Raw genomic sequence first — 26,903 nt, 5'->3', positions numbered from 1 at the left:
AATCAATTAACCAATCAACCGCTCCAAACCCACTGAATAATATTCAGTCCATTCGGGTAATGAAGGTTTGTTCGTCATCGACAAAAGCCACGTAGTCGCCGTGATAGATAAACACTCGGCCTCGCCCTTCAACGATACACGCAAGCTGTGGGTTCAAATCTTCTTCAAGATTTTCACTTTGATACGTGCCGGTATCAGTGATCACACCGCGGAGTTTAGGTAAAAATCCATAGCTGCGCTTGGCTTGATCAATCAGGCTCAATTCACTGGCGGTCGAGAAGTAAGATGGGATTGGGCCTGCATCTTCGATAAACATAGTTTTCAGTTCTTCAAAAGCTGTAATCACCAGCCAGTCGATGCCGTTAACGTGATGGATAAACATTGTTTATAAATACCTAGATTCTCGATAATTCTGATGCGGGGATTCTATCACTATCAGAGGCGATTTGCGGCAGAACCCTATTTTCTTTTATCTTCCTGTTTTTAAGAGGATGCATAGCTGATCTTCATCGTGAGTTGGACGTATAGGTTTCTTAAACAAAAAGGAAATACTATGGCCAACGTCTACGTCAGCATCGGAAGCAACATTAACCGCGAACACCACGTCACAGAATCTCTCAACGCATTGAATGACCGCTTTGCACCACTGCACATCTCTAATTTTTACGATTGCGAGCCTGTCGGTTTCGAAGGGGATAACTTCCTGAACCTAGTTGTTGGATTCGAATGTAACCTTCCTGTCGCCGAACTGATTCAGGTTCTACATCAAATCGAAGCAGAGAATGATCGCAAGCGCCAGACCAAAGCCTATGCTTCACGCACGATGGATATCGACATCCTTCTTTATGGTAATCAAGTCGGCATTATTGATGGCGTAGAGCTGCCTAGAGGCGAAATCACCGAGTACGCATTTGTACTCAGACCGTTAGTCGATGTTGCCGCGCAAGAACACCACCCCACTCTAGACATCTCATATCAGCAGCTCTGGGAAAGCTTCGATCAATTGAGCCAGAAAACCGAACCCATCCCTTTCCAGGTCAGTTTCACTTAGCCTTTCCATGACTGAAAAAAGAACGGCTACAAAATGAACAACGGCTAAAGGAACGACTGAACTCTTAATCACCTGAGCTTTACTGATCTTTTCTTAAAACAAGCACGTAACTGACTTCACTTTCTAAGGATTGGACACTGTTATGAATCACAACGCCATTATCACCATTACAAACCTCAGACTAAGAACCTTCATCGGCTTCAACGAAGAAGAAAAGTCTAAGCAGCAAGACATTGTTATCAACGCAGAAATCCACTACCCCGCTAACAACCTTTGCCTATCTGATGATGTGGACAACGCGCTTAACTACAAAAACATCTGCAAGAAGGTCATTCAACACGTCGAATCCGGAAGGTTTCTGCTTTTGGAAAAATTGACCAGCGACGTACTCGGCATCTGTATCGATCATCCATGGGTGAAATACGCTCAAGTGAGAATCGACAAGCCTCATGCGCTACGTTTTGCTGACTCTGTTTCGCTCACCCTGAGCTATGAAGCAGACAGCGACAATAATTCATAAGGAGTGCGTCATGCTGAATACAGAAGCCGAAAAAGTAAGGGAAGCGTTGCTCGCAAGAGGACTTGAAACTCCAATGACAGCGAGCGAAATGAATCCCAACCAAAAGTACAACCGCATCAAAGGACTGTTGACGGAAGTGGTCAGTACGCTTGGGCTGGATTTAACCGATGACAGCCTTGCTGAAACACCTCATCGCATTGCAAAGATGTACGTCCATGAGATATTTTCAGGGCTTGATTACGATAACTTCCCGAAAATCAGTGTTATAGAAAACAAAATGTCGGTTGATGAAATGGTCAAGGTATCGGATATCGATTTAACGTCGACGTGCGAACACCACTTCATTACCATCGATGGTTTAGCGGAAGTGGCTTATATACCTGAAAACAAGATTCTTGGGCTGTCTAAAATAAACCGTATCGTTCGATTCTTTGCTCAGCGTCCTCAGGTACAAGAACGCCTTACTCAGCAAATCCTAGTCGCGATACAGACTCTAGTAGAGACAGAAAACGTGGCCGTGACGATTAAAGCCACGCACTATTGCGTTAAATCCAGAGGCGTCATGGATGCAAACTCTGAAACCTCAACAACCGCTCTCGGTGGTATTTTCAAAACTAACCCTCAAACCAGAGCTGAGTTTTTACGATGAGTGAAACGATATTGATAACCGGCGTGGGAAAGCGACTCGGATTCGCATTGGCGCAGCAACTTATAGCGGATGGATACAAAGTGGTTGGCACTTACCGCAGCGACTATCCTCAACTGCAACGGTTGCGCGACAATGGAGCCGACTTGCAGCAAGTAGACTTTTATCAACAAAGCAGCTTAGAGGGCTTTCTTGATTATGTTGGTCAAGAATATAAGACACTCAGAGCCGTCATACACAACGCTTCGGACTGGAAACCTGAGAGCAAGAAAGATCCCAGTGAAAATGCATCACACATCATGCACCAGATGATGACGATTCACGCTACCGTGCCTTATCTGTTCAATTTAACACTCAAAGACCAACTGATATCTGGCGATCAAACTTCAGACATCATCCACATCAGTGACTACGTTGCAGAAAAAGGCAGTGAAAAACACATTGCTTACGCGGCCAGTAAAGCGGCGCTCAACAACCTAACGCTATCGTTTTCAGCGATGCTGGCTCCCAAGGTCAAAGTAAATACCCTCTCTCCAGCCATGATTAAGTTTAATGAGCATGACGATGAGGCATACAAGACCAAAGCGCTGCAGAAAGCTCTGATTCCCACAGAAGCGGGCTTTGACGAAATAATAGATGGCATCAAGTTTGTGTTGGCCAGTCACTACATGACAGGAAGAACTTTGCACCTTGATGGCGGCAGACATTTGAAGTGATGCTCTTACGTTGTGCACTGACGGCAGCATCGTAAACGTAACTGTATAAACCTGATTGACTGAGCACGATCCAACATAAGGCTAAATACTATGCCGTGTCAGGCGGAACTGGACCAAGCAAATTTCCAACATGAAAAGGTCCGATTTAGAGTTAAAACACTCCACTAAAAGTAAAAAGGCCTCGCAATAGCGAGACCTTAGTTTTAGTTGAAAACTACAACATTATCTCATTAACTTAGCTGTTTTGTCATGGGCAACTAATTGAATTGATATTGATACCTTGTCAGTAATTTCGTGTTTTAGTTAAATGCCAACCGTTACCATGCCTGCACTTATAAACATCTAACGCAATGCCTTGCTCTTCGTAAATTATACTTGCTCTGATTTTTGCTTCCTTGCTTGTTAAGTACGAATTTTTATACTCATTGGTAGCAGATGTACACTTGCTACACTTTTGACTGGGAGTCATTCTGCATTTGGGCGATAAATGCCAGTAATTACACCTTTGACATTTATACGGTGCTAACTCATTGTCATAAACATTCTTGGAGTATTCAGCTGCGCTTTGTGCTTCAAACTCCGTGTAATAAAATCTTAAAGGTTTGCCGGATACTTTCCCTAAGCACGTTTCACTTTTCATGTCAGCACCTCACCACAAATGTTGGATGAGTTTCCAGCATAGTAACGAGACTTAAAACGATTACAATTGAAGTTTATTTGGTTCAATGCAGTCTCTACGCCCACATCAGTAATACGTTCACTGAAACTATAACGGCCAAACATACCTTTAGAGTTTTGATAAAAGCGTCCGTTTGGGTCAATCATCAAGTATGATTCAGTCATTGTATTGTTTGATTCAGCTGAGATTGGTAAGCCTTTACCTGAATGTCGCTCAACAAAACTACTAAATTGTTCATCTGAAACTAGCAAGTCACTCCTACCAGTCGGCATGACTTGAAGAACTTTCCATTTATCTAACGATATGCAGGAGATTAGCTGAGAAAAGTCTTCTTCCCAATTTAGAGCATTTACAACGGTGTTTATTTTGGTCTTCAAACCTTTTTGGGTGCGCGATAGATGTTGGATTGCGAGCTTAAGTTCATCTATGTTTAACGAATTGCCTTTTCTATCAATACGACCTAACTCTCTTCTTACTGGATGTTGTTGACTATCGAAGCTGATACCAACCATATCTAAAGTGTTAAGAGGTAACTCAAAACGGCTTCTTAGCAGGTAGCTGCCGTTAGTGATGATTGAAGTTTTGAATCCTTTTTGTTTTGCCATTACTAAGGCCGTAGAGAGCGAGCTACCTAGCATCATTGGCTCACCGCCAGCGAAATTTAAACGTACATCTTGGTAACCAAGAATTCTTTTGATCTCTGGGTCACCATGAATGAAATAGTTAGCTAGCTTGTCGAGCAGTTTTTCAATTGCATCCAATGATCGATGCAGTTCATTGGGTTTACCCCACTTAGCAAAGCAATAGGTACAGTTATAGTTGCACGTCTCTGTTATGTGCCAGTTGATTACGAGTTCATTTAACTGACTAGAGGTCGTTTCGTTCGTTGTGTTAGTAACAAGGTGGGTTTCTGTAGACATACGTATACTCCTTGACAGGCCTACTCTTGTAGGCCGTAAAGTTTTTACATGGCGGACGGTAAGCGTCAGAGTAGGAGCATCGGGCTCCAGTACACCAAGATTGGATGAATGAATTGAATGTGGTTATGGGTTGCGCATTAAGTTGCGTCTCGTTTTGAGGGCGTCCTCATGGTTTATTGCCATACCAAGTTTTTGTCGTTGGCAGATAAGTAGCCACCATTCAGCTGCAATAATGCCTCGCTTCAAATCAGGAATAGTAGAGTTCTTTTTTGTTTTTCTGCGAACTGCTTTGTAACATTCACTTGCGATTGTACGTACATCAGGATCAGGGTCTGACTGTTTGATGAAATACACTGCCTTATGAACTTTACCGTTAAGATCAACCCCTAACTCAGTTAATGCCTTTAAGTACCCTTGTCGCCAAACTGAAGACTGCTCAACTATTTGTTCAGCTGTGTATTGTTTATCTCTCGCTTTTTCACCTTTACGAAGGCGTAAACGGCTTAGGCAAAACTCTGCTAACTCATTAGTACATGTAGCATAAGGTTCCATCAAAGCTTTCAAACGGTTTTCAGCAGGTTCGGTCAACTTAACATCTAGGTGTTTCTCAAACAGTCGAGTAGCTAGATCACTTACTGGAATATACCATTGAGTTAAATTACTTTGGTTCAATGGATTTCCCAAAGAAATCGATTCATCAGATAGCGGTAGAGTATGGGAGCGCATTAGTAACAGTCGATGACGAAAGGATTTGTTAGGTTGTAAACGATCAAGCTCTTCTAGCAGTTGTTTGAGTTGTTCATCATGCCTTTCCTGCTCTTTAGGCTGGCATGCTCCGGTTACTTCTTTTCTTAAAATGCCTATACTTTTATCGATATATGGAAGTAGGTTTTGCTCGTGTAAACAACGAGTGGCAGTGATCGTCCACTCTGGGATTAACGTTTTAGGAAAATCATTTATTTCTGGAAGCTGATTAAACAGCCCACGCCACCATTCAGAAGAGGCCAAGATAAACTCGGATGATTCTCCTCTTCTTGCAGGAAAAGTAGCAGATAAAACATGAATTTGTTCGCGAACTTCTAACGTATTCAGGTTTGCTAAGAAAAGATCTTTCCAAACACAAAAAAAAGTTTCGCATATCCATCTCTCAGAGCTTTTAGACAATTCTGGCAACCTTTGCTTGTTACTCAAAATGCGGTCAAAGTCTTGCTGAATCGACCATTGTATCCATGCTTCTAACTGTCTAGGAGTTAACTGAGAGCATAAATCCTCGAGCTCTTTTTTCAGTCGAATATCAAACTTATCGTGTTCGTATGTTCTCCAGTCAAAATCGTTCTGAATGTGATGGTAGATATCACTAAAGTATCGCTCTATATGGTTAGCCCACTCTTTAGCCTCTAGATCCTCAGCATTGTCTACGTTGAAATTAAGAAGCAAAAGTTTCTCAAGTTCTCGCTTTGTGTTGTTGAGCCAGTTAGTCAGAGAGCTTTGGCTTTCTTCATCATTAAAGTTTTTCTGCCAAACTAGTGACTCAAGTCTTTCCCAAGGGGAATCCCAGAAAAACCTAGATGAGTCAAAAGAAATTCGTCCCATTTCAGCATCATATTTGAGCCATGTTCTTAAGAATTCTAGACCTAGTTGGATTGATTGAGCGTGTTCACTAGGTGAGATAGAATTATCGTTTGATGAAGCTAGCGATAGTAGTTCATTAACTAAGGTCGAGTCGTCTGAATGATATTTTAAACAGTCAAACGGTGGCGCTATAAAGTAGAAGCAATCCCAAAGTATGCGCATTCTCTCATTTTCACTTAGAGAGCTAAATGCATCATCATTGAAGAACTCTTTGGTGAAAAAAAACTCATCACCATAGTGCTTGTGAATAAACCAAGTATATGAATGGAGATGTCTTTCTATCCCCGCCTTATAGAAACCGTAAGGAGAGGTTGGATAATACGTGCTTGCCACATCAGTCAAAAATTTGAAAAGTAATGACTCTCTATAAGAATCGTCATCAGGAGATGGTTGTAACCGAAAACGTATGTTTACATTTTGGCAAAACGCAAGCGCTACGCATTTTTCTGATTCAGAGTTCTGCTCGTTAGCAGTAGCCAACGCTTCTTCAAGGCGTGAAGAGCTGCAAAAAACATCAATCCAGTTTTCTGAAAAGTGTTTAATCAATAACGTTCGGAAATTGTCTTTAACTTCAAACTCGTCAAGAGCTTGTACGAAACGTTCGACGGGATCTTTTTTTTCATCGAGGGAGCGATTGCCAAATGGCGCATCTATCCTGCACATAGTTTTCTCCAATAAAAATGGGAGTTAGGTTTCACATATAGAATTAACCGGAGCAGTGTCCGGATTTGCAGCTGAAACCTCCCGTGCAATAGAGGGGAGCGGAAAAGTGAGTAACGTACTCGATAGCCGACTGCAATTTAGTCACCTTCACCATAAATTGTATTGTGATGTATTGTCAATAGCTTAGGTCATTTAATATCTATACGTGTTACCTTGGTTTGACATGAGGGAAAGAGGTGAGTTTGTCCTTCGATTCCAAAAGGTTTATTGCAAGTTATGAGTTAGACCCTTACTCCTTTCCCATATCGAAAAAAACCTCGCAAACACGAGGCCTTAGTTTTATCGAACAATTACAACCACCCTACTTCACTGACTTAACTGCTTTCATTAACGTTTCGTTGAGCTGCAATAGTTGCTCTAGCATTAGGAAGTGACGAAGCTAGAGCACTAAACCGTCAGTATAGAAACACAAAAGGCCAGACCTTATTGGCTATAAGGCTACTGAGATACTGCTAATTATCTAGAAATTGCTGTTATCTAGCGAATGCAGTTAACTAGAAACTAGTATAAGACTGAGGAAGGCGAGTCTCTTCATCCCAGCCTAACAACTCAATATTGATCAATGACTTGCGCTTCTCATTACACAGTGAAGCGAGATTGATGATAGGGAGCTGGCTACGAAACTGCGCGGTGAGGATGACCTTTTTATTTTCACTCAGGCTGCTTCGGCATTGCACCACAATCGCTTCAGTATCTAGCTGGTGTGCGTTCTCGATAATCTGAATATCAGCGTTCTCTTGATAGCACTCTATCAGCCAAGATGCGGCAGCCACTTCTGAGCTGGTAAGCACGATGACATCTTTTGTTGCCATAAGCTCGTGGAGTTCAAGCTCTTTTAGTTCAGTTTCCATAGATACTCTCATTCAGCAGCAAATACATTAAAGTCGATTGCCCAGTTTAGCCTGTGCCAAATGGTAGCCTCTGTCTATCATCTCTTGTGAGCGATCAAACTCTAAGGTGCCACAGGCATTACGTGGGATTTCAAGCGTAATATCGGCAGGATAAGCGGCCAATTTTTGGCGAGCAATGGTCGATTGCATCGCATCAAACGCTTGGTTGGCAATGTCGTAGGCTGCAAAGTTAAAGCTCATTTTACTTTTTACACTGCTACCGAGATTATCGATAAAGTGAACAACCTTTTCGTGCAGGTTGCTCTCTTTTGTTGGTAGGGAAACCGGTATCACTTCCTGTTGAACAATTTCAGGTTCGCCGCCTAAGTTCACAGCAAGAGTAAAGTCTGTCTTATCACCAAAGGTAGGCGCAATCGGTACGGGATTGAGTACCCCGCCATCAATCAGCGCTTCGCCATTAATCACATGAGGAGTGAAGAACAATGGCAAAGAGATAGAAGCGCGAATGGCATCAAACAGAGAGCCTGATTGCAGCCAAACCTCTTTTTCATCGGCGACGTTAGCGGCAACCGCGGTATAAGGGATAGGCAGTTCTTCAATTGAAATCTCACCGATCAATCCACGCAGTGTATCGATGATCTTGTCCCCTTTGAAGATACCACTCGACTGCCATGAAAAATCCAACATCATCGCCATATCCGATTGGTCGATACTGGTGACCCACTCTTCAAATTCATCCAACTTACCCGCCGCATAGACACCACCGATAAGTGCGCCAATTGAACAACCAGAGATGGATTTTATCTGATAGCCATGCTCAATTAACCAACGGATGATTCCAACGTGAACCAAGCCTCTTGCGCCACCACTGCCAAGTACCAACGAGATCGTTTTTTCCATCGTACTCATCCTTTAATTCATTAGCTCTTCAAAGCTTTGGGCAAAAATTATATCACTTCGTGTCAGTGTAAGCTGTGTAATGCTTTGAAAACTGCACCACCTGCGTGCCTAAATGTGTCGCGGATTGAGATCGGGCAACTTAAGTTGATTGCTGAAACTCATAGACTTTAGACTACCGCACTAAACTAAAAGTGAGTCATTCCAGCAAGCCTAAGCGCGACTAGGAATCTGCTTTCCGTTAGCGCTTGATACAAAAAAGTCGCCCACTTGAAAGGGAGCGACCTCTTGTTATTCATTGTGTTTTTGAGCTCATTCTGTAAGTGAGAACAAAGAATTACAACACGCGTAAGCACTCTTCTGGCGACAAGCTCAAGAGCGTATTGGCGAAGTTAATCTTCTCATCACGCCATCTCAATGCTGCCTCTCGACCTTCTTGTGCGTGTCTGTCGGCCTCAAAATAGCTTTTTCTTGGAAGCCCGTCTGCTGGCGTCATCACCATAGACTGTTCATTCAAGCGAAGCGTAAACAAGAACTGACCACGTTGTCCGGTTTGCGCTGCAGGGTGATGCAATGTGGTATCACAGCAATAGCGCCTATCACGCAGTGCGCGGCATGTGTACTCAAAAGCATCTTGAGCACCACGTCCAGGGAACGCGGTATAAACACTGATGCCATCACGTTGCAAAGACTGCTCACCCGCCGCGAGTTGCACCGCATGTTGGATCATCCTAAAGCCCAGAACCACGCCACCAATGCTGTTCAATCCACTGTATTGAATTGCGCCTTCTAAGCTCAGATGAAGTTTGTCTTCCCCTTCATAGAGAAAGAGATCAGGCGATGCCCAATCGCTCTTTGGAATAAGCAGTTGAGTAATATCCGAGTGTTCCATGTTGGTCTCCGCAACAATGAGTGTGTTTGAGCCCACAAGGTAACGTAATGAGAATTATTATCAATAGTTTTTAACCAAAAACGTTACCCCAGAAAGCACTCATCGATGGATGCTATCTGATGCTTTAACGCCAAGCATTTCTTGTTAGATATTCGTTTATTACCCATAAATTCATCGCCTACAAATAACCAGACACATACTATCTACAGGGTCTAATACTAGTCGTCCGACTCTACGACTAATGTCTAACCGACTGAGTCTATTTGTTTTTTTTGGTTTGGTATAAGGTACTAACAACTAAATGTTAATGAATTTTTAATTATAAGTTGACGCATTGTTTACGCTTCATGCCGTGAGTCAACAACGTTTGTTGGAATAACACACCTTAGAGTGTGAACGAAAGGAATCAAAATGAGCACTACTTTAGAGTCCGCACATATACAAACAGAGAAGCCTCAAGCCAATGAGGATGAACTCACCTATGAACAACAACATAAACCAAGCTCAGAGTTTGATTCCCGAGAACAGTATCTAGAACACGAATTGCAAATCATGTCGCCTAAGCGCTGGCGTCCAAATTTGCCGTTTAAAGATTATCGATTTGAGATAGAAGACACCATCCCAGCGATGGCGGCGACCATTGGTAAAGTGGTTATGGTGGGCGCTATTGCAGCCACCTTTGCTGGGGCTCTCGGATTAAATGAAGACTTCATTCTAGAAAACGTTCGTTATGAACTCCTCATCGCCTCTGTTTTCATTATTATTTTCTCTGGCTTCCTGTTGCCGACCGCGAACCTCGCAGGTACACACGGCCCACTCATTCCTTTAATTCCGATTGTGGTTGCAGCAGGCGGACACCCTATGGCGTTTGGATTGCTGATTGGCGCTTTTGGCCTAATCTTAGCCATCAGTAAAGGTGGCAGTATGTTGGCCAACCTCACCAGTAAAGGCGTATGTGGCGGATTATTGCTCTACCTTGGCTTTGTTGGAACCGCTTCTCAAGTGAAAAAGCTGTTCGCTTGGGCTGAAGGAATTGGCATGAGCCACATCGCGTTTGTCGTCATCTTTTGCACCATTATCTTGTACGCGTTATTGGAACACTTCCGCAAACGTTGGTTAGCCGTACCTCTTAGTTGTTTACTGGGTGGTACGATTGCATTTGCCATGGGTGCCCCATTCGCTTTCCACACTGAGCCAGGCTTACCTAACATGAACCCTATGTATTGGTGGGGAGAAGATACAGGCTGGATGCTTGGCCTACCGACGATTGAACACTTCATGGTGGTATTGCCGTTTGCAATTCTAGCCGTGGCGATGTGGTCGCCAGATTTCTTAGGCCATCAAGTATTTCAAAAGATCAGCTACCCAGAGCGTACCGAAAAAGTACACATGAACATTGACGACACCATGACCACGGCTTCAATTCGCCAAACGTTCGGTTCTCTGCTCGGTGGTACTAACTTTACGTCTTCATGGGGTACTTATATCGTACCGGCGGCGATTGCTAAACGCCCTATTCCTGCCGGCGCATTGCTCACAGCTCTGTTCTGTATCATCGCCGCGGTTTGGGGTTACCCGATGGATCTAGCTATCTGGCAACCTGTATTGTGTGTAGCACTCATTGTTGGGGTATTTGTGCCATTGCTAGAAGCTGGCATGGAAATGACGCGTGAAGGAAAAACCACGCAATCGGCAGCGATTGTCGTATTTTCTTCAGCGCTCGTTAACCCTGCATTTGGTTGGGCTCTCACCATGCTATTGGATAACTTAGGCTTAGTCGGTTGTAAAGAACGTAGTAGTGAGCTTAGTAAAATGAGCCGTTGGGTGTTGCCTGGCATTATGTTTATTGTGCTAAGTGGTGTAATGGCGTTGGTTGGCCTTCTACCGGGGATTCCAGCGATTATCCCAAGCTTTCGTTAAGCTCGATTAATATTTAGTTTTAGCTGGAACACAAAAAGGCCTCGCACACGCGAGGCCTTAGTTTTATCTATCGAACGGTTACAGCTAATCTTTATCAGCGGCAACACCCTACTGCACTAACTTCAACGCTTTCATCAACGTTACGTTGAACGGATCTAGCATCAAAGCCTCTCAAGATCTCTTTAGATTAACGTTCGAGGGGGAGAGCATTCTTTGCCATTGAATATATGGCTATAGTTGTAACGATCGATATTCAGATACTCCCCCCCTCCCATTAGCTTTACCTATACCAGCTAGAGATTAGAAATGTAAATGACCAATCTGACACTTACAAAAAATGTAAGTTGTCATCAAACCTTAAACATTAGAGCAAAAACTCAGCTTAGATAGTTCAAGTTTAAATGTTAGCGTAATGTTACATATGCAAACCAACAGTACGAGATATGCAGCACGTAAAACTCTTAAACCGCAACACCTTCGCAGGGCTCGCAGCAACATTAGTTGGGAACGGTATTGGTCGCTTTGCCTACATAGCATTAATGCCTGTGCTCATTCAAAGTGGGTGGTTCTCAAGCGAAGATGCCTCCATACTCGGCGCTGCAACACTGATTGGCTATATATTCGGAGCTCCTGCATCGAGCTTTTTACAGAAATATTATTCAACAGGCACACTCATACGTGCCTCTTTGTTGTTAAGTAGCTTTAGCTATCTTGGTTGTGCCTTAAAATCTGCCCCCTTTGAATGGTTTTTAACGCTTAGAACCATTGCGGGTATATCAGGTGCCGTACTTATGGTACTCGCACCACCCGTGATCACCAGCCTTCACCCTCAAGAGATGAAAGCAAGAATCAGTGGCGTCGTGTTTTCAGGCATTGGCATTGGCGCGATGATTTCAGGAACCATCATACCTTTACTTATCTACCAAAGCGTTGAAAGTGCATGGTTAGGTATGGGAGCGATCGCTTTCGTTGCAACTGTCCTGACGTGGAACGCATGGTCTCTTGAGGTTAAGCCAAATCATTGCGATAAAAGTCCATCGACGTTTGATGCCTTATCTAAGAATAAGCGCATTAGTATTAGCTGCGTACTTTTAGCCTACACCTTTAGCGCCATTGGTTATTTACCTCATACTCTTTTTTGGGTCGACTATATTGTTCGAGAGCTAAAAATGAGTTTTGCGAGCGGTGGTTTTTATTGGGCTGTGTTTGGTATAGGAGCAGCGATTGGGCCAATAGTGACTGGTATACTAGGGGATAAATTTGGACTTAAAAAAGCACTATTAGCTGCGTTTTTTTGTAAAGCTTCGGGGGTTGCTCTTCCACTATTAAGCACCAATGAAACAGCACTTTTTGCTTCATCTTTGTTGGTCGGTATGTTTACTCCTGGCACCGTAACACTGGTATCAACCTACACCTTAGAGATCGTTGGGACTCAGCTCCATACGAGATCTTGGGGAGCAATGACTATGGCTTTTGCTATATCGCAAGGAATAGTCGGCTTCGTTATGGCTCACTACGCTCCTCAACTCACCAGTTATAACCTCTTATTTATGATCAGTACGAGTGCACTGATCCTGTCGATACTCTGCATTGCATTTACATCAACCAAACAGCAGACATTAAACACTGCTCAAATGAGTTCTTAGCAAAGGAATCGCTCATGAAACTGTATTTAAACGACACCTCTCCATTCTCCAGAGCAGTGCTGGCAACGGTCTATTTGTGTGATGCTCCAATGGTTCTTGAATGGGTCGACCCGTGGCAAACACCCAGCACATTGGTCGCCATTAATCCATTTAGTACCATTCCGGTTCTAGAAACCAGTGATGGGGTTGCACTGACCGAGAGTTTAGCGATCTGTGAGTTCCTCATGCAAGCATACCCAACAGAAAAACTAACAGTGACCAAGGCTAGCGACACTCAACGTATGTCGTTATTGGGAGTGAGTAAAACGTTGATGGAAGTGGCCTTTCGGTGCGCTGCACTGAGCCGCTTCGAAGCTGAGCAAAACGTGCTAACGATTAGGGGAAAGGACGGTATTAAAAGAAGCGTTAAAGCACTTATCGGGCAGTTGAGTAACAATGATGACTTGCTTGAACCTGACTTCTCAACATTGTACCTGCACGTCGCATTAGATTACGTCTTATTCAGACATGTTAATTTGCTTTCAGCAGAAGAACGCGACATCCTCACGACTGCCTTACACAATTCGCCTTTTAAAGACACATTGGCAAAACTTAGCCTAGAGTCGCTTTCAAAAAAGCTTAACTATTGCGAATACAAAAATTCTTAATCACTTTGATCAGTGTTGTGTAGAACGTAGTCTAACAAGGCCTCGCACATGCGAGGCCTTGTTTTATCTGCGTTCCAACGAACGAGCAGCTAGCAATTTACGATGGTAAAACCAAATCAACTGGAGAGCCATTCATCCAGAACTTTGATGAATTTAGGGTTGATTAGATAGCCGATGGAAGCGTGCGGATTGCTTTTTCCGTTGCGAATGTTGAGGTTGTAAATGGGGTGGATATCTTTCATTCCGCCGGGTATCAGATCCAGTTTGAGCATATCTTTAAAGTCATTTCTAATTTTGCTGTCATGAGAGATAAAATCATCCTCTGCCGATATGTTTATCCATTGCTGAATGTTTAAAGGGTACTTCTTCTCATCTTTCAAGCGGCTCCCTTTTAGCCGGTCTTTTACGTTTTCATCTCCTAACGGTGACCCAAGCGTAAGCAATAAGTTGACCTTCTTGCCTGCACCATAGTCGTGTCTATACTCTCCGTAATGAGACAGCTTCCACAACACGTCATAACTGATCATCGAGCCAAGGCTATGCGATACAATCATCACGTCATCCTGATTATCAAGCGCTTCCTTCAGTTCAACCATTAGCCTGTGCCTGACATCGCTACCAAAATAGGTATCTTCATTCCAATAATGCGCCATGTCCGGCGCGACCTTCGTTATGAGTGTCTCAGCCACACCCAGCTTTCCAAATAGCGATGAAAAAGTATCTGCTAACGCCTCTTTTAGAAAACCAATTTTAGATACCTTGTTATACGTTGTTTGATTGAACTGGCTTGTCTTGTATTTTTTGAGTTCAGACAGCGCTTGCTGTCGACTTGCAGGGTCTTCTGTTGGTTTCTCTAACAATGTGTTTGATAGTTCACCGTAATAGACAAACCGTTTATCGACATCTTTAAAAGCTTGTAATGAACTTGAGCCTCCACAATCTCGCTGCAAGCCATGTTCTATAGCCTCGTACCAAAGTGATTGAAGGGAATCTTTATCGGGCTTTTGAGCGCGACCATGAATGAATATTATTTTCTTAGCCATAGCAGAACGTCCTAAACACATAGTTAAAGTGATTATCAGCAGAAAGCACCACTAGATTCGGTCGCCCTACTAATCACAGTAGTGCTAATTACGTATCTAGGAGTAGTTGATAGAGCATTTATATAACTATGAGGCCGCCGTTTAAGGACCATAAACGAGTGAACGATGCGATCATCACTCGCAAATTGAAATGAATGTAGCTAGCAAAACCTCCAACTAACAAAAAGCCCCGCAATCGCGAGGCCTTGGTTTTTTCTCTGAACGATTAACCACTATCCTTTAACAACTACAGCGCCCTACTTCACTGTCTTCACCGCTTTCATCAACATTGTGGAATGGGTCTAGTAGACCAAAATCTCCCCCTCTAGCTCCCCCTCAAATGGAGTTAACCGATCTCTTTAGATTAACGTTCGAGGGGGAGAACATTCTTTGTCGCTGAACTACAGCTGCACTTTTCACGATCGGTATTCAGTTCCTCCCCTTTCCCATTACCAACAAGAGATTGGAGATGTAAACCAAGGGGAGGTTAGGAGGGGATTATCGGCCTATTCTCACGTGCATCTGCCCTAGTCGTTTCGGGATCTGTACTGCACGTAAAAAAGCCCTCACTCACTTGGTTTTGCCAAAGCCTACTGTCTAAGCTCCAACCGTGAATGAAGATCAGCGCCGCCTCCCCGCTCCCACTTTTGCCATACGCAATTTCCTCACCATCGTGAGATATCGCAATACCGTACTTAACCGTTGAATCGTGAGCTATGGCACTCATGCTGCCAAGCGCCATGAATACCAAGAGTGTGATGTTTAGAATTAAACGTTTCATAGTGTCTCTCTACTAACGTTGGAGCGAACACAGAAAGCGCCCCTCTCAATCAATATAGGCACTATAAAGTGTGAAGCTGTAGACATGTCAATAAAGATTTAGATAAAGCCCTTGAGAGTATTTTATGAGTTTTCATATTTAAATCTGATGGTTAGCACAAATCACACACTATTAGTATGTTATACATAATGGTAAAAATTAAGAAGTTAGGTGAATATTAATGAGCAAGGTTGACTTCTACGCGCAAGCGCAAAAGTACTACCAAAAATCTCCTGTAATCATCCTCGGTAGCGGCGCATCTGCTGCTTTTGGTTTATCGGGGATGGGAGATCTGTCAAAACATTTAGTAAGTACAGTTAAAACTAGTGGGCTTGATGGTGCGGAGCTTGAAGCTTGGGCACGATTTAAAGCGTTGCTCGAATCAGGAACCGATTTAGAATCGGCTTTGCATGAGGTCCGCCTATCTGAAACCTTAACAGATGCAGTAGTTAGTGCTACATGGGAGTTACTCAATCCACAAGATATAGAGGTGTTTAAATCTTCTCTTTTGGGAATGGATGAGTTTCCCTTAGCAACCTTAATTAAAGGTCTGTTTCGTTCGGTCGCAGGTCAAATTAATATTGTGACAACTAACTATGATCGTATTGCCGAATATGCAGCTGAGCAAGCAGGGGTTCATCATTACACTGGGTTTACTCACGGTTATCGAAGGTTACAAGCTCCATCTCAATCACTTCGAGCAGACAGAGTAGTTAATATCCTAAAGGTGCATGGCAGCCTAGACTGGTTCACAAGTCCTGTCGGCGATGTGATTGGTTTAAATCAAGTCGAAGCAATCCCTGAAGGGCATAAACCTCAGATTGTAACGCCAGGTATAGCTAAATATATGACGACTTATCATGAACCATTTAGAACTATCATTCAGATGGCTGATAGCGCAATCAGAAATAGCGATTCTTATCTTTGCGTTGGCTTCGGCTTTAACGATGAACACATTCAAGAAAAGTTGGTAGAAAAATGTATCCGTGATGGTGGATGCATAACCCTTGTCACCTGGGGGTTGAGTGATACCGCTAGAGAATTTCTTTTATCGGGAAGAGCCAAGAACTTTTTGGCTATTGAACGAGGGACACACAACAACGAATCAATAATTTACAGTTCAGAAACTAACGCTCCTATCACCGCAGAAGGTGATTTTTGGAGCCTATCCGGTTATTTAGAATTAGTTCTCTAGGGAGGAATGGAATTGTCATTATTTACTTATAGTGATGAGCAAGCACTTGGTAAAGTCGCTTCAGTTGACACTACTACCGTTATTGTTGAGGTTGAAGATAGCGAATTATTGAAGCGTTTACAGGTGAACAGGCTTGCTGTGTTACAAAGTGCTAAGCCAGGGCAGCATTTGATAGGGTTAATCTCTCAAGTAACTCGTAAAAAGTTATTCGAGCTTGAAGACGGTGGTGAGGAAGCGACGAATGAGCAAAACCTTTGTAAGGTAGCTTTAATTGGTACAATGCTTGACCGAGATGGAGCACGTCGAGACGTTTTTAGAAGAACGTTGGAAAGTGTCCCTGAAATAGACGCTAATTGCTTTGCTTTAGAAGGAGATAAGCTTACTAGTTTTATGCGAGTGTTATCCAATGCCGCAGCTGGCGGTAACTCCCTTACGTTGGGCAAGTACACTTTGGATGACAATGCTATTGCGTATCTAAATGGCAACAAGTTTTTCCAACGACATGCATTTATTGGTGGAAGTACTGGTTCAGGTAAGTCATGGACTACTGCAAAAATCATCGAGCAGATGGCTAATTTAGAATCATCCAACGCAATTGTATTTGACCTCCACGGAGAATATGCACCTTTGCAGCATGAAGGCTTGAAGCATTACAAAGTCGCGGGGCCAGGGGAAATTGAAACAGGAAGAACAATTGCTGATGGTGCAATTTACTTGCCTTATTGGCTCTTGTCTTACGAAGCTCTTGTATCGCTATTTGTTGACCGCTCTGATCAAAACGCACCTAATCAGGCCATGATCATGTCACGGGAAATCAATGCCGCCAAACAGCAGTACCTAGAGGCTGGAGGGTATGCTGATATTCTAGAGAGCTTTACTGTAGATAGCCCAGTCCCTTTCGATATTGATGTACTGCTTAATAGGCTGAATGAAATAAACTCGGAGATGGTTCCAGGAGCAAATGGCAAGCCTAAACAAGGAGAGTTTTATGGGAAACTTTCTCGGCTTGTAGCGAGATTAGAAAACAAGGTTACAGACAGAAGACTAGGCTTTCTGTTTCAAGGTGGCACAGAGACGTTGGAATTTGACTGGCTTGGTCAACTCACGGACACATTGCTGGGAAGCACTCAAGAAAATGGACAAGGTGGCATAAAAGTCGTCGACTTTTCTGAGGTACCTTCTGATATCTTGCCATTGATTGTTTCTATGGTTGCTCGATTAGCTTTTTCTATTCAGCAGTGGACTTCAAGTGAGGAGCGACACCCAGTCGCTTTGCTGTGTGATGAGGCACATCTATACATTCCACAGCGTAATACCGTTGGTGCAGCTGATGATATCTCTATAGATATTTTCGAGCGAATTGCTAAGGAAGGACGAAAATATGGAGTTAGCTTGGTAGTTATCAGTCAGCGTCCTTCAGAAGTAAACAAGACCATGCTGAGTCAGTGTAGTAACTTCGTATCAATGCGTCTTACTAATGCAGATGATCAGGCAGTTGTTAAAAGGTTGCTACCAGATAGCCTTGGAGGGTTTAGTGATGTCCTGCCTACATTGGATACTGGTGAAGCGCTAGTCGTTGGTGATGCAAGCTTATTACCAAGCCGTATCAGAATTGATGAACCAATCCACAAACCAAATAGTGGTACAGTCGATTTTTGGGATGAGTGGCAACAACAGGCCACTCATGGTCGCATAGCCAAGGCGATACAAAACTGGCGAAAGCAAAACATTCAATGATTTGTGTGATTCTCAGAGGGAGTTTATCCCTCTTTTTTTGTTGAATTAAATGTACATATCAAGCAATAGGGTGAGGTCTCTAAAATAGAACTCTAAATATGTACCTTTGACGTAGGAATATACTAAAAGGTGATGCAGATGGGGCGAGTTGGTTCCAAGATCAAGATGAAAAAAATACGCAAGCAACTGCGAGGGTTCTTACGTTCAAAAAGAGAACTATTTAAGATAAGTGAGAGAATGGCAATGCCAAAGGTGTACCCTATTCACTTCGGGAAGAAAGGAAGATATGAGTTAACTGAGTCTGCTCTCAAACATATTTTGTCCGGCGATACTTCAATTAGACCGGTAAGTTCACAAGGTGTTAGAACGACCGAAGTAGTTCTCTCTGGAGGACTTCACACCTGGGAGGGTTGGGAGAACTTACTATCACACCATACAAGCATCACACACCTTCTTGAATACGATGTTGATAGACATAACGATTGGTTCTTCGCTAGAGAGCTTCAGAATGGAGTTATTACCTTAAAAATTCCCCGACAGTTATTTACAGGTAGCGCTGCTAAAATAACTATGCAACCTGACAACTATTATAAATCAGGTTACCTTTGGAAGACGCTATACCCTATAGGTTCCACTGAAGATGATATTATCAAGTTCCTTACCGAAGCCTTTGATAATATTGATGACGATGATTCTACTTACCCAACATCAGAACAAGGAGCTGGAGTACTTTATGGGTACGCTTTGGTGAATACCCCTCTAAAGACTATAAAATTGCGAATACAACTCAGAGGAAACCAGATTCAATCAGCTTTTCCTGCTTGGGAACAACCTTTCACTGGAAATAATGGTAAGCCATACTCGCATTCAAACTCAATAAGCTTCAATATTGCTGGTTCAACCGTTTTTCACGAAAAATTCTCAAACCCTTGGGGTCATATCTTTCAAGAAAAATACCCCAGCGCGGATGCGTTACTCGATATCACTCCAACCTTTATCCTACAAAGACCGCGTCGTGATTCTTCGATTAACATTGATAATTGGCGTGATATGCGTGAGAAAGAATTGATGGAGATAGCTCCTTCGATTTCTTGTGAAGAGCTGCGAAGCATAGAGATTTATTTACGGGACTATATATGTAGTAAAGACCCTTATGGCGTGCAGAGCAGTATATACACCAGTCTTTTCGATCAAGTATGTCAGGATGATGAGTTATTTAATGCTGCTCAATTGTTTGAGAATATAGCTGAGTGTATTCAAGTGTTGACTCATAGTGATATAGAAAATGGTACTAGGAGAGCTATTGATGCCATGGTTCGTTTCATTAGCATGGCCGTAGTACACACTGGTGGACTCTGTACGTTACAGTTCAAGAGGGTTCTTGGTGAATTTTTAGAAGCGGTTCTAGACCACCCAGATGCGAACTCACGTCGTGACTTCTTCAACGCATTGGCGAATTCACCATGTCGTTCAGCATTATATAGTGAGTTTGATCTCAGTCCTTTCGTAAAAGAAAACAACAATTTAGGGCGTATTGTTGTCGGACTTCCAGAAGTAGATATCGAGCTGAAACCGGAACACCTCTATGAGTACTTGTCTTTGAACTTAGGGGAAAACTACCTACTCACTCTTTCCAAGGATGAGAGACTGGCTATCGCACGCGGATGTTTCCCAACAGCCGAACTATACGCCATGGTAGCTGACACTATGTTGTTTCTATCTGGTATCGATTTCCAGTTCTTCATGCCAGTACGCTTGAATCCTGAAAGGCTAGCAGAGAAATCTCCTCCAAATGAAGAAGACCTAACCGCAGTAGTGAGAGATTATAGCAGGATGCTTGTTATATACCGGCAACGGATCGTGTTGGAAGATCCTGATGCGTATAAAGCAGAAATAGACCCAGAAAAGGTAGGAACAGAGGAGAACTTCAATCTCATTCGCCAGAAACACAAACGTGCGTTCGTGTGGATGATGCACGAAGCAATGCTAGAAGAATTCATCAAGTTAGCAGATCACTTGGGATATAAGAACCTAAAGGTAAAGAGTGAGAATATGCTATCGCACCTTCCTAAGGAGGTAATCCCCACTCCGAAGCCAGTTCCTGCCTATATCTTAGATCGTCAAGATAAACTGGAGGTACCAATAGAGGGCGTGAGTGTCGACAACTTAGTGGAGCTAATACTGGGATGCGATACTCATATTTCCGACTGATATTCGTTGATTCTTAGTTCTGAAAAAGTAGGGTTAAGTCAAATAACGTCACGATTTGACTTTTAACCATGTACTGTTGAGCAATTTATGCACCGTTATTGTCTTAATTGAACTTATCTGAAATACCCACGTTACTCAAAAATTGTTACAAACTTTTGCCCAATAATGAGCTAGCCCCGACTCCTTTGCACAAAAAACAAAAAGGCCTCGCAATTGCGAGGCCTTTGGTTTTTCTATCTATCAGAAGAGATTAGTCGCGAAGTGCTGCGCCGAATTTCTCTGAGATTGAAGCTACGATAGCATCTACTGAACCAGCGATGTCTGCATCTTCAAGTGTGCGCTCTACAGACTGTAGGCTAAGTGCGATTGCTAGGCTCTTCTTACCTTCTTCAACGCCTTGACCAACGTATACGTCGAACAGTTTAGCGCCTGTTAGGAATTCGCCACCCGCTGCGATACACGCTTCAACGATGTCGCCAGAAGCGACTGCTTCGTCAACAACTACTGCGATATCACGACGGTTTGCAGGGAACTTAGATACTGCTACTGCTTCTGGAAGCACGCGAGTGTTGATAGCTGCCCATTCAATTTCGAATACGATAGTACGGCCGTTAAGACCAAACTTACGCTCTAGTTCTGGGTGAACAGTACCAATGATACCCACTTCTTTGCCGTCTACTACGATAGCCGCAGTTTGACCTGGGTGAAGTGCTGGGTGCTTAGCTGCTTTGAAGCTGTATGCGATTTCGTTTGCAGAAAGCTCAAGAACGGCTTCTAGGTCACCTTTAAGATCGAAGAAATCTACAGTGTTAGTTGCAATGTCCCAGTGCTCTTCACCACGAGTACCAGAGATAACGCCCGCAAGCATCATTTCTTGGCGCATGCCGTTTTCAGCCGTTGCTTCAGGGATGAAACGTAGGCCTGATTCGAATAGACGAACGCGAGACTGTTGACGCTTCTGGTTGTGAACCACTGTGTTTAGAAGACCTTGGATTAGGCCAAGACGCATTGCTGACATGTCCGCAGAGATTGGGAATGGCAGGATTAGCGGCTCAACACCAGGTACAACAAGTTTTTGCTGTTCTGGTTCTACGAAGCTGTATGTGATTGCTTCGTGGTAGCCACGGTCTACAAGAAGGTCACGAACGCGCTTAAGCGGTTGGTTAGCTTCTTTGTGGTCATTCATTTTAAGTGCCGCTTTAGGCGCTTGGTTTGGAATGTTATCGTAACCGTAGATACGACCTACTTCTTCAATTAGGTCTTGCTCGATTGCGATATCAAAACGCCAAGATGGAGACGTTGCCGTCCAGCCAGCATCAGTGCTTTCAACTTCACAACCTAGGCGAGTAAGAATTTCCACTACGTCTGTAGATGGGATTTCGTGACCTAGTAGGCTGTCTAGCTTAGCGCGACGTAGAGCAACTACGTTTGCTTTAGGAAGATCAGCTTCAGATTCGCTGCCGTTAACTGGCGCAACTTCACCACCACAGATTTCAACTAGAAGCTGTGTTGCACGCTCCATTGCTGCTGCTTGAAGTGTTGAATCAACACCACGTTCGAAACGTAGAGAAGAATCAGTGTGAAGGCCGTAAGCACGTGCGCGACCACGGATGTGATCCGGTGCGAAGAATGCTGCTTCAAGAAGTACGTCTGTCGTTTCAGTCGTAACACCTGAATCTTGACCGCCAAAGATGCCAGCGATTGCTAGTGCTTTGTTTTGGTCAGCGATAACAAGTGTGTTGCTGTTTAGTTCAGCTTCGTTGCCATCTAGAAGTGTTAGCTTTTCGCCCTGCTCTGCTAGACGAACCACGATACCGCCTTCGATCTTAGCTAGATCAAATGCGTGCATTGGTTGGCCTTGCTCTAGCATCACGTAGTTTGTGATGTCTACAACTGGGTCGATTGAACGGATACCACAACGGCGCAGTTTTTCTTGCATCCAGATTGGAGATTCCGCTTTTACGTTTACGTTCTTAACCACACGGCCAAGGTAACGTGGACAAGCATCAGTTGCTTTGATTTCAACAGATACTGTGTCTTCAATGCTTGTTGCAACAGCTTCAACTGTTGGCTCTGTAACGTCTGCGCGGTTTAGTACGCCAACTTCACGAGCAAGGCCACGGATGCTGAAGCAGTCTGCGCGGTTTGCTGTTAGGTCTACGTCGATAGTTACGTCGTTAAGCTCAAGAAGCTCACGTACGTCCATACCTAGCGTTGTGCCTTCTGGTAGCTCAAGGATGCCGTCAGACTCTACGTCGATACCTAGCTCAGAGAAAGAACAAAGCATGCCGTGCGATGGAACGCCACGTAGTTTTGCTTTCTTGATTTTGAAGTCACCAGGAAGTACTGCGCCAACTGTTGCTACTGCTACAGTTAGGCCAAGACGACAGTTAGATGCACCACATACGATGTCTAAAAGCTCTTCTTCGCCGATATCAATTTTTGTAACTTGTAGTTTGTCTGCGTCTGGGTGCTGACCGCACTCAACCACTTTACCTACTTTAACGCCGGTGAATTCACCAGCAACAGGTTCTACATCGTCAACTTCCAAACCAGCCATAGTGATTTGGTGAGCTAGCTCTTCGCTGTTAATTGCAGGTTTAACCCACTCGCGTAGCCAAGATTCACTGAATTTCATAGTTTTGACTGCCCCGGATTACTTGAATTGTTTAAGGAAACGAAGGTCGTTCTCGAAGAACGCACGAAGGTCATTTACGCCGTAACGAAGCATCGTTAGACGCTCTACACCCATACCGAATGCAAAACCAGAGTATTTCTCAGGGTCGATGCCAACAGAGCGAAGTACGTTAGGGTGAACCATGCCACAGCCTAGAACTTCTAGCCATTTGCCATCTTTACGTTTCACGTCAACTTCAGCTGAAGGCTCTGTGAACGGGAAGAATGAAGGACGGAAACGCACTTCAACTTCTTCTTCAAAGAAGTTACAAAGGAAATCGTTAAGAATGCCTTTAAGTTGTGCGAAGTTTACGTTCTCATCAACTAACATACCTTCCACTTGGTGGAACATTGGCGTGTGAGTTTGATCGTAGTCGTTACGGTAAACACGACCCGGAGCAATGAAACGGAAAGGCGGTTTGCCGTTTTCCATCGTACGGATTTGAACACCAGAAGTGTGCGTACGTAGCATTAGATCAGGGTTGAAGAAGAAAGTATCGTGATCAGTACGAGCTGGGTGATCGTCTGCGATGTTTAGTGCATCAAAGTTGTGGAATGCATCTTCGATCTCAGGGCCAGACTCAGTGCTAAAGCCAAGCTCACCAAAGAACTGTTCGATACGCTCAACTGTACGAGTAACTGGGTGAAGACCACCGTTCTCAATGCGACGACCTGGTAGGCTCACATCGATAGTTTCTTCAGCTAGTTTCGCCTCAAGCTCTGCACGTTGTAGTGCGTCTTTGCGAGCTGCGATCGCTTGTTGAACAGCACCTTTCGCTTTGTTGATCTCTTGACCAGCAGTGCGACGCTCTTCAGGTGGAAGTTTACCTAGGCTTTGTAGTTGAAGAGTGAGTTCACCCTTCTTACCTAAATACTGAACTCGCACTTCATCAAGTGCGACTAACGAATCTGCTGTATCAATAGCAGTCGTTGCATTAGCAATGATCTCTTCTAGATGTTGCATCATTTCCTCATCTACCAGTTGGTAGTGTCCGTATCGGATGATTAGTTTTTTTAGATAGCTACACATAGTAATCAAACACGCTACCAATGCCAAATTGAATCGCTAAAAGAACAAGTTATTGACTAAAAACACGGCAAATTTAACGTTAGAAAACAGAATTTCATTGAAATCGATGAAATCAAAGAGAAACCGATACAAAAACGTCACCAAGTGAGACAGTTTGATTACATTCACCGAACCTAGGTTGAGGTGGTGTTCACAGGATTTGGATAGGAAGGCTGGAACTGAGATCAGAATGTACAATTGAGATAACTAGGTAGAACTGAGATAAGAAACCAAGAAGCGAGATTTAAGACCACCGCTCCTTGGTTTATTCGTAGAGAGCTTAATTTGAACGTAAAGAATGGGAGCTAAAACATCGAGCCTTTAGAAGTAATACTCCAACGCCACTTCGACAAAATCATCCTTACGAGCGAAGAACAGTAAGTCTTCTGGGGTTTCATTCTCAAACAACCAAGCGTTTAATCGCCACTTGAGGTTGTTATTGATGCGGCTTGAGGCTTCCAACTTGGCGCTGTAGACATCGCTGTTGTCTAAGTCTTGAGTAATGCCTGTAAGTACTTCGGTGCCGTCTTCATCATTCAAGGCGACACGCGCCCCAAGGAACACATCGTTTTGGCCGATGGTTTGGGCGTTATTGCCTCGGCTGTCATACAAGTATTCAGCGATAAAGCCGATGTCCCAATACGATTCAAGCGCCCCAACCCATGTGTATTCAAAGCCTGTTGCTACGCCGGTGTGGTTGTCGTAGCTGTCGCGATAAATGCTTTCCAGCTTCCATAACCAGTCACCAATAATGCCTTGCACATCGAGTCCGAAGTGCTGCATTTGCGCGTAATACGGCTTTAGCTGATTGCCTTCTACACGATAATAAGGGTCGCGATTTGTGCCGCCTAAATAGCTTAAACCGACATCCCAATCGCCGTACATTTGGCTATAGCGCAGCGCTACATCAACGTGCTTTTCTTCTCTCGAAGATTCGTAAAGCGCATCGTCCGATACAGGTACAGTCGACCTTAATCGACCGTCTTCCCCTGCAAAGGTACGCTCACGAAAATACGGCAGTAACATGGCATCAATGGTTCCCCAGTCTTTGATTGAGGTAAAGTGCACCATAGGCTGACCCAACTTAGATTCACCATCGACCGATTCAATGGCATCGGTTTGGTTTACCACATCCACCAAGTGCGCCGATTCGGTTACACCCCAAAACACCTTGCCGACACCGGCTCGCAATTCGTAATCGTCCCAATAATTGAGATACAGAGCTTCACGAACGTCGCCATGGGTTCGCTCATCGTCTTCGCTGTCTAGGCGGTAAAACGGCGTGAAGGTAAAGCTGCCGTTGCCCTCCTCTTGCTCCCAGTAAAACTCTGGTTGCAACACCAGTGAGCTTTGTCCTTTATCTTGCCCTTGCAAACCGTCACTAAAGAACTGCCTGTGTTCGAGGTTAATCTGCCCTGCGAGCTGTGGGGTGATCTGTTCTACGAACTCAGAGCTAATTCCAGCCGCCACACATGGCAACGACACCTGCATGAGTCCAACGGTCGCTGCCAAGGTTAAAGATAACTGCGTTCCTGTTAACACAATCCTTTTCATATTCTTGCCTTACTTTGCACGTTTCAGTGTGTTTTTCTGGAAATCTTTGTCCTTAAGACCGGTTTGGAACGCTAAATCTGTCGTGGTTAAAACGGTGCTTTTGCCTGTTTGATGGTTTTGCATCGACATGGTGTGCGCGCGCCAGTATTGGTTTAGGTATTGTTTGTAGTCTTGGAACGAGAGGGTTTTCAACAATGCGCCTTTACGGTCGTAAAACTCCACTTGAACGGGGCGGTAATATTGTTGGTCTAGCCATACTTTCTGCATGGTGTAGCCAGAGTTTTTGTCGGTCGGAACCTGCTCTAAAACAAAGGTATCAACACCTTCAATTTTGGCGTCTTCAATGTAGTTGAAGGTGTACTTTTCTAACTCAAACGAGCTTAAGTCTTCGTAAGCAAATTCACTGCCCATAAACGGGCCCGATTTGTTGCGTGAAGAGATGCGTTTTACACGTTTCAGAGCAGGTAAATACAACCATTGGTCATCCGATTTAGAGATGTGTGAATGGTTTAAGAAAGCCGTGCCTTTTACGTCACGTGGCTCATCAAAAATAGTCAGTCCTTTGTCACCATCGTCATCGACTTCTAATGACTTCAATCGCATTAGACGCGAGCTGCTTTCGCCTTGTTTGTTGCGAAGTAGCATTTCCATGGTCGCAACAGAATCGCCCCACCCCATATCGACGGCTTTGCGTTGCTCGGCAATCTCTAAGCCTTTCGCAGGGTCTGCTAATGCTGGGAAAGCTGCCAACGTGCTCAGTGTGAATAATGTAGTAACGAATGTTCGTTTAACGCTTTTCATAAATTTCTCCTTGAGTCA

Annotated in this window: 21 protein-coding genes and 1 pseudogene; 10 read left to right on the top strand and 12 right to left on the bottom strand. The window is 43.8% G+C overall.

Going from position 1 to position 26,903, the window contains the following annotated elements; genetic code table 11:
* Positions 1-43 precede the first annotated feature (43 nt).
* Positions 44-382 (bottom strand): hypothetical protein, encoded by a 339-nt coding sequence (locus ACED25_RS04265; RefSeq protein WP_017109731.1) that lies wholly within the window; start codon positions 380-382, stop codon positions 44-46.
* A gap of 171 nt (positions 383-553) precedes the next feature.
* Between ACED25_RS04265 and folK the strand changes: the two genes are divergently transcribed.
* The 4 genes from folK to folM all read left to right on the top strand — a co-directional run bounded on the left by folK (position 554) and on the right by folM (position 2,933).
* On the top strand, positions 554-1,051 hold the full coding sequence (gene folK / locus ACED25_RS04260; RefSeq protein WP_371694705.1) for a 2-amino-4-hydroxy-6-hydroxymethyldihydropteridine diphosphokinase: 498 nt from the start codon (positions 554-556) through the stop codon (positions 1,049-1,051).
* 142 nt (positions 1,052-1,193) lie between these two features.
* Positions 1,194-1,571 carry a dihydroneopterin triphosphate 2'-epimerase gene (gene folX, locus ACED25_RS04255; RefSeq protein WP_371694704.1) on the top strand — a complete coding sequence of 126 codons (378 nt, stop codon included), beginning with the start codon at positions 1,194-1,196 and terminating at the stop codon, positions 1,569-1,571.
* A gap of 10 nt (positions 1,572-1,581) precedes the next feature.
* A complete protein-coding gene (folE, locus tag ACED25_RS04250; RefSeq protein ID WP_371694703.1) occupies positions 1,582-2,220 on the top strand; it encodes a GTP cyclohydrolase I FolE in 639 nt (212 codons plus the stop codon).
* Positions 2,217-2,933 (top strand): dihydromonapterin reductase, encoded by a 717-nt coding sequence (folM, locus tag ACED25_RS04245; protein ID WP_371694702.1) that lies wholly within the window; start codon positions 2,217-2,219, stop codon positions 2,931-2,933. The genes folE and folM overlap by 4 nt, the downstream gene beginning before the upstream one ends.
* Before the next feature lie 636 nt (positions 2,934-3,569).
* Here folM and ACED25_RS04240 read toward each other — a convergent pair.
* The 5 genes from ACED25_RS04240 to ACED25_RS04220 all read right to left on the bottom strand — a co-directional run bounded on the left by ACED25_RS04240 (position 3,570) and on the right by ACED25_RS04220 (position 9,527).
* Entirely contained in the window at positions 3,570-4,532 is a 963-nt protein-coding gene (locus tag ACED25_RS04240; protein ID WP_371694701.1) for a viperin family antiviral radical SAM protein, read from the bottom strand.
* A 123-nt stretch (positions 4,533-4,655) separates the two neighbouring features.
* Positions 4,656-6,839 carry a hypothetical protein gene (locus ACED25_RS04235; protein ID WP_371694700.1) on the bottom strand — a complete coding sequence of 728 codons (2,184 nt, stop codon included), beginning with the start codon at positions 6,837-6,839 and terminating at the stop codon, positions 4,656-4,658.
* 542 nt (positions 6,840-7,381) lie between these two features.
* The gene (locus ACED25_RS04230; protein WP_371694699.1) at positions 7,382-7,750 is read right to left on the bottom strand and encodes a hypothetical protein; all 369 of its coding nucleotides are present in this window, start codon (positions 7,748-7,750) and stop codon (positions 7,382-7,384) included.
* A 15-nt stretch (positions 7,751-7,765) separates the two neighbouring features.
* Positions 7,766-8,638, bottom strand: coding sequence for a patatin-like phospholipase family protein (locus ACED25_RS04225; protein ID WP_041472829.1), 873 nt, complete (start codon positions 8,636-8,638; stop codon positions 7,766-7,768).
* Between the two features lie 334 nt (positions 8,639-8,972).
* Positions 8,973-9,527 (bottom strand): hypothetical protein, encoded by a 555-nt coding sequence (locus ACED25_RS04220; protein WP_009846993.1) that lies wholly within the window; start codon positions 9,525-9,527, stop codon positions 8,973-8,975.
* Positions 9,528-9,938: 411 nt separating this feature from the next.
* Here ACED25_RS04220 and ACED25_RS04215 point away from each other — a divergent pair, with 411 nt between their 5' ends.
* From ACED25_RS04215 to ACED25_RS04205, 3 genes are all read left to right on the top strand, one after another.
* Entirely contained in the window at positions 9,939-11,447 is a 1,509-nt protein-coding gene (locus tag ACED25_RS04215) for a DUF3360 domain-containing protein (RefSeq protein WP_371694698.1), read from the top strand.
* Between the two features lie 443 nt (positions 11,448-11,890).
* Entirely contained in the window at positions 11,891-13,093 is a 1,203-nt protein-coding gene (locus ACED25_RS04210; RefSeq protein ID WP_371694697.1) for a YbfB/YjiJ family MFS transporter, read from the top strand.
* 14 nt (positions 13,094-13,107) lie between these two features.
* Positions 13,108-13,740, top strand: coding sequence for a glutathione S-transferase family protein (locus ACED25_RS04205; protein WP_371694696.1), 633 nt, complete (start codon positions 13,108-13,110; stop codon positions 13,738-13,740).
* Between the two features lie 116 nt (positions 13,741-13,856).
* On the opposite strand, the gene ACED25_RS04200 is transcribed toward ACED25_RS04205, so the two are convergent.
* Together ACED25_RS04200 and ACED25_RS04195 are read right to left on the bottom strand one after the other, a co-directional pair.
* Positions 13,857-14,783: a hypothetical protein gene (locus ACED25_RS04200; RefSeq protein WP_371694695.1), complete on the bottom strand. Its 927-nt coding sequence runs from the start codon at positions 14,781-14,783 to the stop codon at positions 13,857-13,859.
* A 604-nt stretch (positions 14,784-15,387) separates the two neighbouring features.
* Positions 15,388-15,603 (bottom strand): annotated as a pseudogene (locus tag ACED25_RS04195) (alpha/beta fold hydrolase); the annotation flags it as partial.
* A gap of 220 nt (positions 15,604-15,823) precedes the next feature.
* Here ACED25_RS04195 and ACED25_RS04190 point away from each other — a divergent pair.
* The 3 genes from ACED25_RS04190 (at position 15,824) to ACED25_RS04180 (ending at position 20,785) form a co-directional block, all read left to right on the top strand.
* Positions 15,824-16,837, top strand: coding sequence for an SIR2 family protein (locus tag ACED25_RS04190; protein WP_371694694.1), 1,014 nt, complete (start codon positions 15,824-15,826; stop codon positions 16,835-16,837).
* A gap of 12 nt (positions 16,838-16,849) precedes the next feature.
* Entirely contained in the window at positions 16,850-18,574 is a 1,725-nt protein-coding gene (locus ACED25_RS04185) for an ATP-binding protein (RefSeq protein ID WP_371694693.1), read from the top strand.
* Positions 18,575-18,712: 138 nt separating this feature from the next.
* Positions 18,713-20,785 (top strand): hypothetical protein, encoded by a 2,073-nt coding sequence (locus tag ACED25_RS04180; RefSeq protein ID WP_371694692.1) that lies wholly within the window; start codon positions 18,713-18,715, stop codon positions 20,783-20,785.
* Between the two features lie 250 nt (positions 20,786-21,035).
* Here ACED25_RS04180 and pheT read toward each other — a convergent pair whose 3' ends face one another.
* From pheT to ACED25_RS04160, 4 genes are all read right to left on the bottom strand, one after another.
* Complete coding sequence (gene pheT, locus ACED25_RS04175; RefSeq protein WP_371692524.1) at positions 21,036-23,423, bottom strand: phenylalanine--tRNA ligase subunit beta; 2,388 nt, start codon at positions 23,421-23,423, stop codon at positions 21,036-21,038.
* 18 nt (positions 23,424-23,441) lie between these two features.
* Complete coding sequence (gene pheS / locus ACED25_RS04170) at positions 23,442-24,425, bottom strand: phenylalanine--tRNA ligase subunit alpha (protein ID WP_004734764.1); 984 nt, start codon at positions 24,423-24,425, stop codon at positions 23,442-23,444.
* 426 nt (positions 24,426-24,851) lie between these two features.
* The gene (locus tag ACED25_RS04165; protein ID WP_102258576.1) at positions 24,852-26,084 is read right to left on the bottom strand and encodes a hypothetical protein; all 1,233 of its coding nucleotides are present in this window, start codon (positions 26,082-26,084) and stop codon (positions 24,852-24,854) included.
* A gap of 9 nt (positions 26,085-26,093) precedes the next feature.
* Entirely contained in the window at positions 26,094-26,885 is a 792-nt protein-coding gene (locus ACED25_RS04160; protein WP_017102692.1) for an outer membrane lipoprotein-sorting protein, read from the bottom strand.
* Between the last annotated feature and the right edge of the window lie 18 nt (positions 26,886-26,903).

The sequence above is a fragment of the Vibrio sp. 1F263 genome (genome assembly GCF_041439035.1).
GTDB lineage: Bacteria > Pseudomonadota > Gammaproteobacteria > Enterobacterales > Vibrionaceae > Vibrio > Vibrio tasmaniensis_A.
This window is presented reverse-complemented; position numbering and strand designations above follow the sequence as displayed.

Excerpts from the sequence above, each read along its gene's own strand:
- ACED25_RS04230 (WP_371694699.1), bottom strand. The coding sequence starts at position 7,750 with ATGAGAGTATCTATGGAAACTGAACTAAAAGAGCTTGAACTCCACGAG.
- folK (WP_371694705.1), top strand. The coding sequence starts at position 554 with ATGGCCAACGTCTACGTCAGCATCGGAAGCAACATTAACCGCGAACAC.
- ACED25_RS04165 (WP_102258576.1), bottom strand. The coding sequence starts at position 26,084 with ATGAAAAGGATTGTGTTAACAGGAACGCAGTTATCTTTAACCTTGGCA.
- folX (WP_371694704.1), top strand. The coding sequence starts at position 1,194 with ATGAATCACAACGCCATTATCACCATTACAAACCTCAGACTAAGAACC.
- ACED25_RS04220 (WP_009846993.1), bottom strand. The coding sequence starts at position 9,527 with ATGGAACACTCGGATATTACTCAACTGCTTATTCCAAAGAGCGATTGG.
- folE (WP_371694703.1), top strand. The coding sequence starts at position 1,582 with ATGCTGAATACAGAAGCCGAAAAAGTAAGGGAAGCGTTGCTCGCAAGA.
- ACED25_RS04190 (WP_371694694.1), top strand. The coding sequence starts at position 15,824 with ATGAGCAAGGTTGACTTCTACGCGCAAGCGCAAAAGTACTACCAAAAA.
- ACED25_RS04215 (WP_371694698.1), top strand. The coding sequence starts at position 9,939 with ATGAGCACTACTTTAGAGTCCGCACATATACAAACAGAGAAGCCTCAA.
- ACED25_RS04265 (WP_017109731.1), bottom strand. The coding sequence starts at position 382 with ATGTTTATCCATCACGTTAACGGCATCGACTGGCTGGTGATTACAGCT.
- folM (WP_371694702.1), top strand. The coding sequence starts at position 2,217 with ATGAGTGAAACGATATTGATAACCGGCGTGGGAAAGCGACTCGGATTC.
- ACED25_RS04200 (WP_371694695.1), bottom strand. The coding sequence starts at position 14,783 with ATGGCTAAGAAAATAATATTCATTCATGGTCGCGCTCAAAAGCCCGAT.
- ACED25_RS04210 (WP_371694697.1), top strand. The coding sequence starts at position 11,891 with ATGCAGCACGTAAAACTCTTAAACCGCAACACCTTCGCAGGGCTCGCA.
- ACED25_RS04205 (WP_371694696.1), top strand. The coding sequence starts at position 13,108 with ATGAAACTGTATTTAAACGACACCTCTCCATTCTCCAGAGCAGTGCTG.
- ACED25_RS04180 (WP_371694692.1), top strand. The coding sequence starts at position 18,713 with ATGGGGCGAGTTGGTTCCAAGATCAAGATGAAAAAAATACGCAAGCAA.
- ACED25_RS04240 (WP_371694701.1), bottom strand. The coding sequence starts at position 4,532 with ATGTCTACAGAAACCCACCTTGTTACTAACACAACGAACGAAACGACC.
- ACED25_RS04225 (WP_041472829.1), bottom strand. The coding sequence starts at position 8,638 with ATGGAAAAAACGATCTCGTTGGTACTTGGCAGTGGTGGCGCAAGAGGC.
- pheS (WP_004734764.1), bottom strand. The coding sequence starts at position 24,425 with ATGCAACATCTAGAAGAGATCATTGCTAATGCAACGACTGCTATTGAT.
- pheT (WP_371692524.1), bottom strand. The coding sequence starts at position 23,423 with ATGAAATTCAGTGAATCTTGGCTACGCGAGTGGGTTAAACCTGCAATT.
- ACED25_RS04160 (WP_017102692.1), bottom strand. The coding sequence starts at position 26,885 with ATGAAAAGCGTTAAACGAACATTCGTTACTACATTATTCACACTGAGC.